Annotated in this window: 14 protein-coding genes; 4 read left to right on the top strand and 10 right to left on the bottom strand. The window is 45.3% G+C overall.

Annotation, left to right across the window (positions count from 1 at the left end; all coding sequences use genetic code 11):
- Positions 1-122 precede the first annotated feature (122 nt).
- From aepX to BUC02_RS12825, 4 genes are read left to right on the top strand one after another with little or no spacing between them, the layout of a single operon-like run.
- A complete protein-coding gene (gene aepX, locus BUC02_RS12840) occupies positions 123-1,433 on the top strand; it encodes a phosphoenolpyruvate mutase (protein ID WP_073323126.1) in 1,311 nt (436 codons plus the stop codon).
- Positions 1,434-1,445: 12 nt separating this feature from the next.
- Positions 1,446-2,573 carry a phosphonopyruvate decarboxylase gene (aepY, locus tag BUC02_RS12835; protein ID WP_073323124.1) on the top strand — a complete coding sequence of 376 codons (1,128 nt, stop codon included), beginning with the start codon at positions 1,446-1,448 and terminating at the stop codon, positions 2,571-2,573.
- Between the two features lies 1 nt (position 2,574).
- Entirely contained in the window at positions 2,575-3,294 is a 720-nt protein-coding gene (locus BUC02_RS12830; RefSeq protein ID WP_073323123.1) for a phosphocholine cytidylyltransferase family protein, read from the top strand.
- 29 nt (positions 3,295-3,323) lie between these two features.
- Complete coding sequence (locus tag BUC02_RS12825) at positions 3,324-4,442, top strand: 2-aminoethylphosphonate aminotransferase (protein WP_073323122.1); 1,119 nt, start codon at positions 3,324-3,326, stop codon at positions 4,440-4,442.
- Positions 4,443-4,587: 145 nt separating this feature from the next.
- On the opposite strand, the gene BUC02_RS12820 is transcribed toward BUC02_RS12825, so the two are convergent.
- The 10 genes from BUC02_RS12820 to BUC02_RS12775 all read right to left on the bottom strand — a co-directional run bounded on the left by BUC02_RS12820 (position 4,588) and on the right by BUC02_RS12775 (position 15,454).
- Entirely contained in the window at positions 4,588-5,739 is a 1,152-nt protein-coding gene (locus BUC02_RS12820) for a CDP-glycerol glycerophosphotransferase family protein (protein WP_073323120.1), read from the bottom strand.
- A 10-nt stretch (positions 5,740-5,749) separates the two neighbouring features.
- The gene (locus BUC02_RS12815; protein WP_073323119.1) at positions 5,750-7,174 is read right to left on the bottom strand and encodes an oligosaccharide flippase family protein; all 1,425 of its coding nucleotides are present in this window, start codon (positions 7,172-7,174) and stop codon (positions 5,750-5,752) included.
- On the bottom strand, positions 7,159-8,361 hold the full coding sequence (locus tag BUC02_RS12810) for a CDP-glycerol glycerophosphotransferase family protein (RefSeq protein ID WP_073323118.1): 1,203 nt from the start codon (positions 8,359-8,361) through the stop codon (positions 7,159-7,161). The genes BUC02_RS12815 and BUC02_RS12810 overlap by 16 nt, the downstream gene beginning before the upstream one ends.
- Positions 8,345-9,685 carry a hypothetical protein gene (locus tag BUC02_RS12805; RefSeq protein ID WP_073323116.1) on the bottom strand — a complete coding sequence of 447 codons (1,341 nt, stop codon included), beginning with the start codon at positions 9,683-9,685 and terminating at the stop codon, positions 8,345-8,347. The genes BUC02_RS12810 and BUC02_RS12805 overlap by 17 nt, the downstream gene beginning before the upstream one ends.
- The gene (gene tagD, locus BUC02_RS12800; RefSeq protein WP_073323115.1) at positions 9,664-10,074 is read right to left on the bottom strand and encodes a glycerol-3-phosphate cytidylyltransferase; all 411 of its coding nucleotides are present in this window, start codon (positions 10,072-10,074) and stop codon (positions 9,664-9,666) included. The genes BUC02_RS12805 and tagD overlap by 22 nt, the downstream gene beginning before the upstream one ends.
- 22 nt (positions 10,075-10,096) lie before the next feature.
- Positions 10,097-11,020 (bottom strand): glycosyltransferase family 2 protein, encoded by a 924-nt coding sequence (locus BUC02_RS12795; RefSeq protein WP_073323114.1) that lies wholly within the window; start codon positions 11,018-11,020, stop codon positions 10,097-10,099.
- A 32-nt stretch (positions 11,021-11,052) separates the two neighbouring features.
- Positions 11,053-11,883 carry a glycosyltransferase gene (locus BUC02_RS12790; RefSeq protein ID WP_073323112.1) on the bottom strand — a complete coding sequence of 277 codons (831 nt, stop codon included), beginning with the start codon at positions 11,881-11,883 and terminating at the stop codon, positions 11,053-11,055.
- 65 nt (positions 11,884-11,948) lie between these two features.
- Positions 11,949-12,686 (bottom strand): WecB/TagA/CpsF family glycosyltransferase, encoded by a 738-nt coding sequence (locus tag BUC02_RS12785; protein WP_073323111.1) that lies wholly within the window; start codon positions 12,684-12,686, stop codon positions 11,949-11,951.
- A gap of 381 nt (positions 12,687-13,067) precedes the next feature.
- Complete coding sequence (gltA, locus tag BUC02_RS12780) at positions 13,068-14,567, bottom strand: NADPH-dependent glutamate synthase (protein WP_073323109.1); 1,500 nt, start codon at positions 14,565-14,567, stop codon at positions 13,068-13,070.
- Positions 14,567-15,454: a sulfide/dihydroorotate dehydrogenase-like FAD/NAD-binding protein gene (locus BUC02_RS12775; RefSeq protein ID WP_073113492.1), complete on the bottom strand. Its 888-nt coding sequence runs from the start codon at positions 15,452-15,454 to the stop codon at positions 14,567-14,569. The genes gltA and BUC02_RS12775 overlap by 1 nt, the downstream gene beginning before the upstream one ends.
- Positions 15,455-15,478 lie beyond the last annotated feature (24 nt).

Genomic DNA, 15,478 nt, shown 5'->3' with positions numbered 1-15,478 from the left:
GCATATCGCTTGACAATAGGGCGCCCACAGATGTATATTTAATAACCAGTTAAGATATTTTCTTTTCAAAAAATGCAACCACTTTGGTTCTTAAAAAAATATTTGTAATATAAAAGGTTTTTATGCCAAAAATAGTTTACTTAGGAATGATTGGTGACATCATGCACCCGGGCCTCATCAACATTATCAATGAAGGCGCCAAGTACGGTGACGTGATGATTGGACTTTTTACTGACAAGGCAATTGCAACCCATAAGCGCCTTCCCTACCTGAACTACGAACAGCGTAAGAATGTAATCGAGAATATCCGCGGGGTTTCCAAGGTGGTTCCGCAAGACGAATGGAGCTACGTCGAAAACCTGAAAAAATACAAGCCCGACTACATTATCCACGGCGACGACTGGCTTTACGGACCGGACAAGTTCATCCGTGACGAAGTCTTCAAGGTCATGGAAGCCCAAGGCGGCAAGGTTATCGAAATCCCGTATACCAAGGGCATCACCTCTACGGGTCTCAAGAAGGAAATGGACAGCCTGGGCACCACGCCGCAGGCAAGACTTTCTGCACTACGCCGTCTGATTGCGGCAAAGCCAATTGTCCGCATTCTGGAATCGCACAACGGCCTCACGGGCCTTATTGCCGAACATACCAGCGTCGAAATCGACGGCTGCGTCCGCGAATTCGACGGCATGTGGTCTTCTTCCCTTACCGATTCTACCAGCAAGGGTAAGCCCGATATCGAGGCAGTGGACCTCACGACCCGCCTGCACGACCTGAACGACACGCTCGAAGTCACGACCAAGCCGGTCATCTTTGACGGCGATACGGGTGGAAAGGTAGAACACTTCGGCTTCACGGTGCGTACGCTCGAACGTCTCGGCATTTCGGCAGTTATCATCGAAGACAAGGTGGGCCTGAAACAGAATTCCCTGTTCGGCACCGACGCCATCCAGACGCAGGACACCATCGATGGTTTCTGCACCAAAATCCGTGCGGGCAAGGAAGCGCAAGTCACCGAAGACTTCATGGTAATTTCCCGCTGTGAATCGCTGATTGCGGGCAAGTCCGTGGACGACGCCCTGGAACGCTGTCACGCCTATGTTGCAGCCGGTACCGACGGCATCATGATCCACTCCAAGGACAAGAGCGGCGAAGACATCAAGGAATTCTGCAAGCGTTTCCGCGAAAAGGACGCACACACGCCGATCGTAGCCGTGCCCACCACCTACAACCAGTTCACCGAAGAGGAACTGGCCACCTGGGGCATCAACGTGGTCATCTACGCGAACCACATGCTTAGGTCTGCATACCCGGCCATGGTCAAGTGCGCAGAATCCATTTTGACGCACAGCCGCAGCCTTGAAGCCTCGAACGACTACTGCATGCCCATCAAGGAAATTCTGAACCTCATCCCCGGCACGATGAAGAAGTAGGAGCCCCAGCCTATGATTTCCCCGAAGTTTTTTATCGACACGCTTGGCTCCTACGGCATCGACTTTTTTGCCGGAGTCCCCGATTCCCTGCTCAAGAACATCTGCGCCTACATCGCCGACCACATGGACGCGAAGCATAACGTGATTGCCGCGAACGAAGGTGCCGCCGTAGGCCTTGCCGCGGGTTACCACCTGGCAACAGGCAAGATCGGCGTTGTCTATATGCAGAATTCCGGCGAAGGCAACATCATCAACCCGCTCGCCTCGCTGACGGACAAGGAAGTGTACAACATTCCCGCCCTGTTGCTCATTGGCTGGCGTGGACGCCCCGGCGTGCACGACGAGCCGCAGCACGTGAAGCAGGGCAAGGTGACGACCGGAATCCTCAACACCATGGGCGTGAACTACGACGTACTCTGCAAGGACGAGGACAAGGCCGCGAAGCAGATTGCGAAGGCCGTCAAGACGATGAAGGAAACCGGCGAGGTCTATGCGCTTGTGATCGAGAAGGACACCTTCGAGGATTACAAGCTCCAGAGCGTCGAGGTGAACGACCTTACGATGAGCCGCGAAGAAGCCATCCAGACAGTGGCAGCAACCCTCGGTACAAAGGACGTCATCGTTTCTACGACGGGCATGATCAGCCGAGAACTATTCGAATACCGCGCCCAGAAGGGCGAAGGCCACGAACGCGACTTCCTGACGGTGGGTTCCATGGGACACGCCTCGCAGATTGCGCTCGGCATCGCGATGGAAAAGGAAGACCGCAAGGTATGGTGCTTTGACGGCGACGGTGCGACCATCATGCACATGGGCTCCATGGCGATTGTCGCGAGCAAGTCTCCCGCAAATTACGTACACGTAGTATTCAACAACGGCGCACACGACTCCGTGGGCGGCCAGCCGACGGTAGGTCTGAAGATTGACCTGCCCGCCGTCGCAAAGGCCGTGGGTTACAAGGATGCGCTCTCCGCCGACAGCAAGGAATCCCTCGCCGCGGCCCTCGAAAAGCTGAAAGGCATGCAGGGCCCCGTGCTCCTGGAAGTCAAGGTGAAGAAGGGCAACCGCAAGGATCTGGGACGCCCGACCACCACGCCTATCGAAAACAAGAATGCATTGATGGAATTTCTGAGGAAGTAGAATGCTGAAGACAGCAGTCATCATGGCGGCGGGAATGGGAACCCGCTTCGGCAAGTACACCGAGACCATTCCCAAGGGTTTTATCGAATGCGGCGACATTTCCATGGTCGAACGCAGCATCAGGACCTTGATTGCCTGCGGTATCGAACGCATCGTCATCGGCACCGGCTACCACAAGGAAAAGTACGAAGCCCTCAAGGCCACCTACCCGCAGATCGAATGCGTGTTCAGCCCCCGTTACGCCGAGACCAACAGCATGTACACGCTGTACAACTGCCGCGACGTCATCAGCGACGATGATTTTCTGCTCCTGGAATCGGACTTGGTTTTCGAGAAGAAAGCGATTACTTCGCTCCTCGAGTGCGAAGAACCGACTATCATGCTCATTACACCCGTGACCAAGTTCCAGGACCAGTACTACGTGGAATACGGCGAAGGCGGACGCCTCACCATGTGCTCCACAGACAAGACCCAGCTGAACGCGAAGGGCGAACTCGTGGGCATCCACAAGCTGTCTAACAAGTTCTACAAGGCCATGTGCGAAGATTACGCCGCCAAGGTGGCCGACAAGCCGAAACTTGGCTACGAATACGAACTGCTGACCATGTCGCAGGAAAAGATGAAGGTGTTCGTGCTCAAGGTCGATGGCCTCAAGTGGTACGAAATCGACGACGTGGACGACCTCGCCTACGCCGAAAAGAACATCCTCCAGTACCTCTAATTTTTACGGACGATTTTAAGGAATTACTTATGGAACCGATCAAGAGAAATGTTTTGCTGAACCCCGGCCCCGCCACCACCACCGATACCGTCAAGTACGCCCAGGTGGTCCCGGACATCTGCCCCCGCGAAAAGGCCTTTGCCGGCCTCATGAAGGGCCTCCGCGAAGACCTGCTCAAGGTAGTGCATGCCCCGTCGGACACCTATACGTCCGTCCTTTTCTGCGGTTCCGGTACCATCAACATCGATGTGTGCATCAACTCGCTGGTTCCCGAAGGCAAGAAGATTCTCGTGGTGAACAACGGCGCCTACAACTCCCGCGCCGTCGAAGTCTGCCAGATGTATCACCTGCCGTATATCGACGTGAAGTCGAGCGTGTTTGAACGCCCCGATCTCGCGGTCATTGAGAAGACTCTCCAGGAAAATCCTGACGTGGCTGTTGTTTACTGTTGCCATCACGAAACGGGTACGGGTGTCTTGAACCCGATTCGCGAAATCGGCGCTTTGGCTCACAAGCACGGAGCCATCTTCATTAGCGACACAACATCTACCTTGGGCATGATTCCGCTCGACGTGGTGAAGGACAACGTGGACTTCTGCATGGCATCTGCCCAGAAGGGTCTCATGGCCATGTCCGGCCTCTCCTTCGTGATCGGCCGCAAGGACATCATCGAGAAGTCGAAGGACTACCCGACGCGTTCCTACTACTGCAACCTTTACCTGCAATATTCCTTCTTCGAAAAGACCGGCGAAATGCACTTTACGCCGCCGGTGCAGACCATCTACGCCACCATCCAGGCGCTCAAGGAATATTTTGCCGAAGGTGAAACCGCCAAGTTCGCACGCCACCGCCGCGTTTACGAAGCCATCCGCAAGGGTGTGGCCGAACTCGGTTTCGATACTGTTATCGATCCGGCTATCGAATCGGGCCTCGTCGTTTCCGTCAAGTACCCCGAAGACCCGAACTGGGATTTCGAAAAGGTGCACGACTACTGCTACGAACGCGGCTTCACGATTTATCCGGGCAAGATCTCGACGACGAACACCTTCCGCCTCTGTGCCCTCGGCGCCATCGACGTGGGTGATATTGAAGACTTCTTCAAGGTGCTTGATGACGCGCTAAAAAAATTCGGTATAGAACTTAAATAAATTTTTAAAAAGGGCTATTTGCAATAGTCCCTCATTAAACCTCATAAAATCAAACAGATTCGCTTAGTTTTTCGTATCTCAGTTTGGCAATTTCCGCCATTCTGGGATTTTTTTCACGCTGGATTATTCAGATTAAGATACACATCTACCCTTTTATCATTCTCTTCATAAACCGCCATATTTTTAACAAGACAGGATTTCGCTCTACATACACATAATAAATTTGACGTTTAATACATAGCCTCTTATAGGTCACATATTTTTTTAACGGAACACGCTCCTTTTTCCTTGGATTCAAAACAGGATATCTGATTTTACGACCTTCAGTAACATCATCAAGAATGTCTATCACCATCTCAGACGCTTTTCCTACATTCGCAAAATTATTCTTCGCAAATTTTTCCACAGCTGATTTATAGATTTCATAATTACTCAACATATGTTGCACGCACTTCGACAGTTCATTCTTTTTAGTCAACGTGACAAAATCATAATCACATTGCGGGAAGCGACTAGGAGTTGTATCGGGAATGAGCCAATCTGAAACGGATACCGCAGGTATTTCCATCATAGCAGCTTCACACATCGTTGAAGATTCTTCCGAAACTAAAATATCAGAAACTGCAATTACATCAAAAATATTCGTCTTGGGAGGAAGAATAGTCACGCCAGGAATGTTTTCATGAAGTTTTCTCATTTCCTCTATGTTCGCTACAATTTGAGGAAATTTTTCCTTAGGAGCGTCCCACTGTTTGATTAGAATATTCACATCAAGTTTTAGCATAGCCTCCACAAAGTCGTTCTGTTTACCATCATTTTCCCATGCAGGAGCATACAACACCGTTTTGCGGTCATTCCGCAAACCATGCCGCTCATTGAACAACCTTCTATTTTCTTCACGATTTTCAACAATAATAGAATCAGCTTTCGGCCACCCAACCTTAAGCATTGCCTTTCGAGGGACCGCATAGAAATTTTGAGAGCATTTATTCCAATTATCAACCCATTGGTTGCTAGGTAAAATTCCTATATCATACTTATTCCAGGGTTCCATCAACCATATATCGGGCCAGTTCGAATACTGCTGAATAATATCGTGTAGCATTATAACAGAGAAACGACTATACTGGGGGAAATTGATATGCTGACAATATACTCCAATTTCACACTTTGCAAATTTATCATTCGTCAAGGACACCTTGTAACCTCGACTTTTAGCAACTTCCATCATTTTACTATAAATGACTTTCTCTGCAGAGTCTGAATAAATAAACGTAATGTCTTTTTTGAGTTTCATATTTTTCAAGTCACCTGTCCTTAAGTCCTTTAACCATGTTCATAAATGCACTGCGTTTAAACAATACTAGCAAAGAAACAAGCGCTGCAACACACCAACGAACACAATCATAATCGTATAAAAATGTAAAGACCAATGATGAAGCAAAAACAACTAAACAAATTGCACTCATCCCGCCGATATTGAAAATCCTTTCCTTCGTCATCTTTTTCATAAAGAAATAATGAAGGAACATAAACACCATATAGCACACTTCCGTTGTATATGCAGCGGCAATAAATCCGAATCTTGGAATAAACAACAAATTCAAGACAATATTAAGCGCGGCCCCCACAAAAGAAGCGATCGCCACATAGGATGTTTTTCCGATGTAAAATTCAACCGTCGAAAATAAGCCATAGCAAAAGGTATAATAGGTTCCCATAACAACAGGAGGAATACACCATTTTGCCGGCATATATTCCGATCCACCCATAATGAAAACTACCTCTGGAGCAAGAAGCATTACTATGGCCGACATCAGCCCTAATAGAAAACACAGCATGTTTGAAGTAACGGCTATAGAATGATATTCCCGCACTTTAAGTTTCTTGTACATCCAAGGAACAAGAGATCCATTTATGGAAGCAATCACTATAAGGATAATCTGACCTATATTATACGTCAAGCTATAAATGCCTGCAAACGAGGTTCCACAGATATGATCAATCATCAATCTGTCCGACTGAGCAAGGACAATCAACGACAAATAGTGGGGAATTAAAGGAATGTTGAATTTAAGACTTTCTAACCACACTATTTTCGAAAAAAACGCGTGGCCATCAACGAACTGTTTCACAAAGAAAAGCATTCCTACCGCGATTTGCACATAAAGAAAACCATAAATAAGCGCATTCGCCCTAATATCCGTCATAAAGAACATCAACAAACTTACAACCGGAACAAGTACAGACGCCAACAACGTAATTGCGACCATGCTCTTGTACTTATTTTCCACTCGCTGACGTACCGACCAAAATAAAAAAGACGGATTAAATACATAGTAGACAAACAACGTTATCACGAGTTTTTCATCAAAGCCTGTGAGTCTGCGAAACGGGTCCATAAATAACAATACGATTAAAAAAAACAGTACTGCTACTGCAGAACTCAGCCCTTGCATCTGTGCAGTGTATTTATCATTCGACCCTTCATTCTTTACAAGTCCTCGGGTAAAAACACCAGCCGACAGATTAAGAGTTGCAAATATTAGTATCAAGTCTCGCCACGACTGAAAAACAGTGTACGTACCATATTCCGAAGTAGTCAACAAACGGGTATACAACGGAATTATAATAAAAGAAATTCCCTTTTGCACGAGGTTGCAAAACAGGTACCAAAGAGAAGCCTTAGCCTCCATTGACAAGGAACTGTATTTCCTCAGGACGCCAAGCATTCCGCCTTATCCAATTTTTTTAGAATGTAATCCATTATTATTTTACAACTATCACTTGATTCATATTCAATGAATTTATTTCGATTTTTCTTGCGACGCATCTGTTCCAAATCGGGATTGCAAATATTATCCTTAATAGCCGCAAGCAATTCATCATGATTGGTTGCTACAGATCCGCAAGCAACATCTTCTATGTCGTAATACAACCCCCGATCTTTATTCTTATAATATTCATAATCGTAGGCAAAATGTATAATAGGCCTATCGCAAATTAAGAAATCAAAAAAGCAACTAGAATAGTCTGTTATTAAAATATCAGCCCCTGCCAACAAAATTTGTGCGTCCAAATTAGGACATAAAAAAATCCGTTCATTAGAACGCAACGATTCTTTTCCTCTAGAAATGTCTTGAAAATGAGACTTTTCAATAACAACAAAGTTAAGATCTTTCGCCAATTGATTTACGGATTGGCATAAAGAAGGTTCAAGAAAAGATTCCGTCTTTGTTTTTTTGTCCCTAAATGTCGGCATGTATACAACAATCTTGTAATCGCCATTCATTCCACAAGCATTCAGCAGGACTTTCCTAGATTTTTCACAAAAATCAGCGTCATAGAGGACTTGGTTTCGAGGTTGCCCAACCCTAAGAATTGAATTCGCCGATGCATTAAATGCAGACTCAGCAATAGCCGCATAACTATCAGAAGGCGCAATATAGAGGTCATAATTGGCCAACTTTCGAACAAGGTTTTGCGTTAACTTCTCCATGAAATTTTTAGGCAATTCTACAGAGTCGTTGCATATTTTTTTCCAAGGAACACCATGCCACAATTGAACTTTATAGGCTCCAGCCAATAAATTAAAGGAACATAAATCAAAATAGCCCTGATTAACAAAAGCGACCTTTGCTGTAGCCACATAAAACAATCCCTTAATAGAGTTCCTTTTTATAATTTTGCAATCTAGACTAAATTTCGCTGGATTTCTAACAAGCCAAATCAATTCCAATTGAGGATTGTTATTCTTGATGTAGTTATACATCGCCAACGAGTTATCCGAGATCTGATTACCAAACCAAGAACCAAATACCCAACGATTCTTTTTCCGAGGCATAAGATATGAGAAACAATACAGCAGAAAACTAAGTGCATTATAAAGGAGCCAAAGGTACTTATTCGTAATTACCATGAAACAGTCTCTCCCCTTTCTTTTTTTTTGAATAATCAAGACTCGGCAGACATTGAAGTCCATCTTTATACAAAATACAGAATAACAAAAACACCCAACACCAGTTGAACATAACATTATATGTAACACCTTCTACTAGAAGGCCTATAAAAAACAACCCATATTTATAATTTATTCTTGCACCCTTAATAAAATGATAAAACAACCAAGAATAAAGCAAAATAAAGCCCAAGTAACCTCGGCTCCACAAATTATTAATAAAATCACATTCTACAACCCACGCATACTTACTATCAGCATATTGTCCGTAATAAAGGACCTGAGAATAGCCACTAGACTTCAAGCCAAAGCCCAAAAGATTTTTTTCTAATGAATTATTTTTCGTGATATGCGGAACTGAAGTCCAATACCTTGCATGTAAGCGAGCGCTTGATTGCGAATCCAGAACATTACTGCTTAAACTATCACGAACGCCAAGAACCTTATCAACGACAACCTGATTTTGTGCACCCACAAAGATTACAGCAAGAATCGCAACGGCATAAAGCACCATTTTACGACGAATCCTTACTCTAGAACGGAAAAAATCATTGTAAACGGTTCGAATAAATTCACAGACTACCACCGCAATGAAACCCAAAAAGAGTGTTCTACTACCACTCATGCAGCACATTCCTGCAAAGAGCAACTTCGTGATCGATTTTTCACCAAAGCAATAACCTAATAACATAAGTGGAGCAAAGTTTCCTGAATTCCAACACATGCCACTTATTTTTAAATTTTCCTCCATTATTTGGCTGGCATTAGGTACCATATTCAGCAACTTGACAAATATCATGTTATTTATGTCAATGTGAGCTATATAATAAGAGACAAATTGGAAATACCCCCAAACCATCTGAAATATAGCCCCGACAAAGACCCCCCTCATATAATTGATTATCAGGTGGCAGTTCCGTTGACCTGTATACGCAAGAAATAGGAACAAATAAAAAAAATCCCACAACAATTCTGTCCACTGAGCATTTTTCCACCACTCCGGGATACTGCTTGTCAAACACGACACGACACTGCATACACCACATATGACTATCAGCACATAGGGCACACATACTTTGCGAACCCAAATCTTTCGAGTGACAATCAACTTAAACAGAACTGTTATACACAACAGTAACGTAAATATGGAAAAACCACCAATCTGAATAATTGGCATGGTTCCTAAAAAACCAAATAAAAACAACAACTCTTTTTCTAAGCCACGAGAATGACCATCATAGCTTAACGTCTCATCAGGCAAGGCTACGGATTCTTTTGTTCGCATGATTTCAATTCTTGTTTGATTTGAGTCGTGCTAATTTCCGGCGTTCTTGGCAGATAAACAACATCAACACCTTCATCCTTCAAAAAATCAAATTTCCCAACCCAATCATCACCCATAACAAACGTATCAATATGATATTCGTGCACGTCAGTTTTTTTTTGATTCCAATTTTCTTCAGGAATAACCAAATCAACATAACGAATTGCTTCCAACAGTGCCTTCCTCTTTTCATAACTGAAGTAGCATTTCTTTCGTTTTTCATTCCAGTTAAACTCATCTGTTGACAAAGCAACAACCAAATAATCACCTAAAGCTTTCGCTCGTTTCAGCAAATTGATATGACCATAATGCAATAAGTCAAATGTGCCATATGTGATAATACGTTTCATAGGAAAACCTGTCTGTTAAATTTTAAAAAAGATGAAATAATATTTTACAACGAATAGATAATGTTGTTCGATCCCAAGAAATATCATGAGTATCAGGATGTCTTAGGAGTTCGATTGTTTTTTTATAATTTTTTTTGTAATCTCGAAGCAGCTCGACATCTTTTTGATATAAAGATTGATTGCCACAAGCGTCCAAACGAATAAACTGATCGGCTAATTTGCTAATATCATAAGGTTCTTTTTTTACAAGAAGCTTGATTTTTTCAACTATCCACTTATGTAGGATAATTTTTTTATGACCTTCGCCCACAACATTCTTTCCGTGAATACGGTGTAAAATAGAGGATCGGCAATCATACTTTACAGAACCAATATATGAGGCTAACGAAAGCAACATGCTATCATGCATCATAACATTATCAACATTGACTTGCTTCAACAAATTCATCATGGACTTATTGAAGGCCATACAGCAACCGGGCACTTGATTAAACAACAAAGTTTTTATCGGCGTAAATAACGGCATTTTTTTTATAAACGCCTCATCCCTGACATTCAACGATTCATCTGTAACAGTATAATTCGAGCAATATACTGTAGCATTTTTAGCATCTCTCAGCGAAGAAACGCCTCGCTCGATTTTGTTAGGCAGCCAAACATCATCTTGATCTGCAAAAAAATAATAATCAGCGGTTCCCGCATTCTTTATCAATTTCAAAAAACTTTTTTGCGGGCCAATATTTTCACCTTGTTGAACATAAATTCTTCTCAATTCGGTTTTAGGATATTTTTCCAAAAAAGACATTGTATCATCTTTGGAACCATCATCGCGAACAAAAATTTCAATTTCACCGTCATAAACTTGGTTAAAGATGCTATCTACCTGTTCTTGAAGATGGGGCATTCCATTGTAGGTTGACATTAATACTATAGTCTTTTCTCTCATTTTACGCCTCTGGCAATGATGGGATCCAAATTTTAACCTTCTAGTACCTTTATCTTCAATCCATTGAACACACAGCAAATCTTTACAAATAAAGCATTAAACCGTCTGTATTTTTTCAAATAGTACGCAAAGCTTTCATTACTTATAGATATGATTTTCTTCAATTTAATGTTAGATTTTACAACTTTAGAGTGATTGTGAATTATAGAGGCATTCAAACAACATGCACACTTATATCCCAATGAATGCATTCTTTCTGCCAGAATAAATTCTTCACAATACAAAAAAGTCGTTTCATCCATATAGCCCACAGCATCCACGACGTCCAATTTTAACATCATACAGCATCCTTGCGGACGATACACATAGCCAAATCCTCCCAAGTCAACGACCTTACGTCCTTTTCTTTTATAATTCAGCTGTCCTAAAGTAAAATCCCAAAACGATGGTTTAACACTATCCCGATTAAAAAGATGTCCTTCAGGCGAATAAATATTGGGACTTATAGCACCAACTGTTTTATCTTTTTCAAAAACAGCAACAAGTTTATTTAGCAAATGGTCGTCTTCTACAATTATGTCGTTGTTTATAACCAAAGCATATTCATACCCATTTTCATAAGCATGTTTTAAGCCAATATTATTCCCGGCCGCATAACCACCATTCCTTAACGACCTGATAAAAACAAAATTGTCCTTTGAAGCCTTTTCAAGATTTTCAGCAGATTCATTGGGAGAACAATTGTCAACAACAATGATATCCTGGGAATGAAGACCAAGTTTTTTTTTGCAGACATCAACTTCTTCTAACGTATCCATCCAAGACACATAATTCAAGATTACAGCTGCGATTTTTCTTTTCATAAATATTCTTTATCTCAATTGGGAAATTTTGAACTGAATTAGAATTCAACAATTTCCATAGCCATTTACCAATATTTCACAAACAGCTTCACAAACTTCCAATCTTCAAGTACATAACGCTTAAACATTCGCGACGGCTCTTGATAAATCCGATAAAGCCATTCCAAACCGGCATTTGCCATCCATCGAGGAGCCCTTTTGACTTTACCCGCCGCAAAATCAAGTGTCGCCCCCAAACATAATGTCAGAGGAACTTCAAACAAATTTCGATACTGATATGCGATGATTTCTTGTTTCGGACAACCAAGAGCCAACACCAGAATATGCGGCTTTGCGCTTTTGATTAGGGTTTCAATTTTTTTCAATTCCTTGGCATCGTTTTCAAAGCCCAACGGAGGAGCGTAGCATCCCGCAATTTCTAATTCAGGATATATCTTTTTCAGTTTTTCAGCAGCCTTTACCGCGACACCTTCCTTTGCCCCCAAAAAAAACATTGTGTAATGCCGTTTTGCAGCGAGATTACAAAGCTCCGGAAAGAGATCCGATCCTGAAACTTTTTCCTTAATGGGATTACGATACAACCAAGAAGCCCAAACTAAAGGTTTGCCATCTGTCAATATCAAATCAGCTTCAGAATAGGCGTTTTTCAAACGTTCATTCGATTCCAACTTAACAATGTGGTCTACATTTGGCGTAACTACATAAGCGTTCTTGTTTTTCTGAATCAATTCATCTACAGCCAACAACGTTTCCGCCATTGTCAGATTATCAATTTCGGTGTTCATAAATTTGATGCGGCACATGTCGTCACCTCAAATCCCACACAACCCCAGCCATTCAAAAGCTGCAGATTCTTTGCGTAACACTAAAAACTCGTGATTCAAAATCATTACTATACCACAAAACAATATCTACGCATAGTAATTTACATATATATGGGCTAAACAAACAAGGTTGTACACAGAAAAGTGTTGAAAATCTGTCAATTTACATTTTTGAACTTGGGAGCGTGGTTAAACACCTATAAAAAACACCCCGGCTCTTGCGAGTCGGGGTTGTTTTTCAAGCATCAAAAAAGAAATTAAATCCTTTAGGGCTTGAAAAAGAAGCGAGCAGAACCAGGAGCCGAGCCCCCGTAGCGTATTGTAATACGTGAGGGGGCGAGCGACGCCGTAATGCGATGCTTATTTTTTCAAGAACTCGTTGATGCCTGCAGCAGCGCGACGGCCCTCACCCATGGCGAGGATCACGGTTGCGGCGCCGAGCACGATGTCACCACCTGCATAAACCTTCTCCATGAAGGTCTTGTTGGCGGTAGCATCTTCGAGAAGGATGTGACCCTTCTTGTCGACGGAGAGTTCCGGCGTGGTGTTGCTGATGAGCGGGTTGCTCCCGTTACCGATAGCAACGAGCACGGTGTCGCATTCGATTTCGAAGCTTGCACCTTCGACCTTGACCGGACGCGGACGGCCCTTTTCATCGGGTTCGCCGAGTTCGTACTTGTCGACGAGCATGCCGCGCACGTGGCCAGCTTCGTCGCCAAGGATCTTGGCCGGGTTCTGCAGAACGCAGAATTCGACACCCTCTTCCTGGGCATGGAGAACTTCTTCCTTACGGGCCGGAAGTTCGTTCATGCTGCGGCGGTAAACGATGCGGACCTTTTCGGCACCCAAGCGGAGAGCCATACGGGCAGCGTCCATAGCGACGTTACCACCACCGAGAACGACCACGTTCTTACCGGGCCACATCGGGGTATCGGCATGTTCCTTGTCGTAGGCGCGCATGAGGTTTGCGCGGGTCAGGTATTCGTTAGCGGCGAACACACCGACGAGGTTTTCGCCTTCAATGTTCATGAAGAGCGGGAGGCCTGCACCGGTACCGACGAACACAGCGTCAAAGCCATCCTTTTCAATCAGGTCCTTGAGCTTGCGGGTACGACCGATGACAAAATTTGTCTCGAACTTCACGCCCATGGCAGCGAGAGATTCGATTTCGTTGTCCACAATCTTCTTGGGCAGACGGAATTCAGGAATACCGTAGCGGACCACGCCACCGAGCTTGTGGAAGGCTTCGAAGATGGTCACGTCGTGGCCTTCACGGCGCACGTCGGCGGCAACCACCAGGCCGGCAGGACCGGAACCGATCACAGCCACCTTCTTGCCGGTAGCGGGCTTCACGGCCGGCACAGAGGCGCCACCGTTGTTGCGTTCGTAGTCAGCAGCAAAGCGTTCCAGGCGGCCGATAGCCACAGCCTGGTTCACGTCCTTGTGCATCTTGCCCATGGTGCAGTTCATCTGGCACTGGCGTTCCTGCGGGCAAACACGGCCGCAGATTGCCGGGAGCAAGCTGGTTTCCTTAATCTTTGCGATAGCGGCCTTGAAGTCACCTTCGGCAATCTTTGCGATGAAGGCCGGAATGTCGATGTGCACCGGGCAGCTTTCGACGCAAGGCTGGTTCTTACAAGCGAGGCAGCGGTTAGCTTCCACGATAGCCTGAGCTTCGGTGTAACCCTGGGCCACTTCTTCCATCACGCGGGCACGGTAGCTGGGTTCCAGCTGCGGCATCGGCTGGGCCGGAATGGCAGTCTTGTCCTTCGGCTTGAGCGGCTTCGGGAGGGCGTTAATCTTTTCAAGTTCCACCTTGGCGGCAGCGTCCAACTGTTCACGAGTCAAATGTTCAGACATTACTTGCTCTCCTTGGCCTTTGCGTCAGCCATCTTATCAATGTTGCACTTGTGGCCGTCATTGGCACCGAAGCGGTGCAAGGCTTCCTGTTCCTGGGGCTTGAAGGCGCCCATACGCTGGAGCATGTTGTTCCAGTCGACTTCGTGGCCGTCGAATTCCGGGCCATCGACGCAGACGAACTTCGTCTTGCCGCCGATAGTCACGCGGCAGCCACCGCACATGCCGGTCCCGTCCACCATGATGCTGTTGAGGCTCACGACGGTCTTCACGCCGTAGGGCTTGGTGGTGAGGGCACAGAACTTCATCATGATCGGAGGACCGATGGCGAGCACCATGTCGGGCTTGCCCTTCGTGTCTTCGCAGAGTTCCTTCAGCGGTTCGGTCACGAGACCCTTGCGACCGTAGGAGCCGTCGTCGGTCATGAAAATGATTTCGTCGGCGAGGGCGGTCATTTCTTCCTTCATGAGGAAGAGGCTCTCGTTACGGGCACCCATGATGATAGTGACCTTGTTGCCGGCCTTCTTCATGGCTTGGACAATCGGGTGCATCGGGGCAATGCCCACACCACCGCACACACAAACCACGTGGCCAAAATTCTCGATGTGGGTCGGGGAACCCAGCGGGCCCACGAGCACCGGGATATCGTCACCGACTTCGAACTTGGAGAGTTCGGTGGTGGTCTTACCGACGGTCTGGAAAATCAGGGTGATGGAGCCTTCAGTCGTGTCGGCATCGGCGATGGTGAGGGGCACGCGTTCGCCGTTGTCCTTGTTCGTCTGGAGGATGATGAACTGGCCGGCCTTACGCTCTTGGGCGATCAGCGGGGCCTCGACGCGGAATTGGAATACCGCAGGAGATAACTGTTTTTTAAAGAGAATTTTTGCCATAGTGGGCTGAAAAATAGAAAAAAG

The organism is Fibrobacter sp. UWOV1 (assembly GCF_900142495.1).
In the GTDB taxonomy this organism is placed as follows: Bacteria; Fibrobacterota; Fibrobacteria; order Fibrobacterales; family Fibrobacteraceae; genus Fibrobacter.
This window is presented reverse-complemented; position numbering and strand designations above follow the sequence as displayed.

What these genes read in the sequence shown, in the direction of transcription:
- aepY (WP_073323124.1), top strand. Translation starts at nt 1,446, where the DNA reads ATGATTTCCCCGAAGTTTTTTATCGACACGCTTGGCTCCTACGGCATC.
- BUC02_RS12820 (WP_073323120.1), bottom strand. Translation starts at nt 5,739, where the DNA reads ATGAAACTCAAAAAAGACATTACGTTTATTTATTCAGACTCTGCAGAG.
- BUC02_RS12815 (WP_073323119.1), bottom strand. Translation starts at nt 7,174, where the DNA reads ATGCTTGGCGTCCTGAGGAAATACAGTTCCTTGTCAATGGAGGCTAAG.
- gltA (WP_073323109.1), bottom strand. Translation starts at nt 14,567, where the DNA reads ATGTCTGAACATTTGACTCGTGAACAGTTGGACGCTGCCGCCAAGGTG.
- aepX (WP_073323126.1), top strand. Translation starts at nt 123, where the DNA reads ATGCCAAAAATAGTTTACTTAGGAATGATTGGTGACATCATGCACCCG.
- BUC02_RS12785 (WP_073323111.1), bottom strand. Translation starts at nt 12,686, where the DNA reads ATGTGCCGCATCAAATTTATGAACACCGAAATTGATAATCTGACAATG.
- BUC02_RS12810 (WP_073323118.1), bottom strand. Translation starts at nt 8,361, where the DNA reads ATGGTAATTACGAATAAGTACCTTTGGCTCCTTTATAATGCACTTAGT.
- BUC02_RS12805 (WP_073323116.1), bottom strand. Translation starts at nt 9,685, where the DNA reads ATGCGAACAAAAGAATCCGTAGCCTTGCCTGATGAGACGTTAAGCTAT.
- BUC02_RS12775 (WP_073113492.1), bottom strand. Translation starts at nt 15,454, where the DNA reads ATGGCAAAAATTCTCTTTAAAAAACAGTTATCTCCTGCGGTATTCCAA.
- BUC02_RS12795 (WP_073323114.1), bottom strand. Translation starts at nt 11,020, where the DNA reads ATGAGAGAAAAGACTATAGTATTAATGTCAACCTACAATGGAATGCCC.
- BUC02_RS12830 (WP_073323123.1), top strand. Translation starts at nt 2,575, where the DNA reads ATGCTGAAGACAGCAGTCATCATGGCGGCGGGAATGGGAACCCGCTTC.
- tagD (WP_073323115.1), bottom strand. Translation starts at nt 10,074, where the DNA reads ATGAAACGTATTATCACATATGGCACATTTGACTTATTGCATTATGGT.
- BUC02_RS12825 (WP_073323122.1), top strand. Translation starts at nt 3,324, where the DNA reads ATGGAACCGATCAAGAGAAATGTTTTGCTGAACCCCGGCCCCGCCACC.
- BUC02_RS12790 (WP_073323112.1), bottom strand. Translation starts at nt 11,883, where the DNA reads ATGAAAAGAAAAATCGCAGCTGTAATCTTGAATTATGTGTCTTGGATG.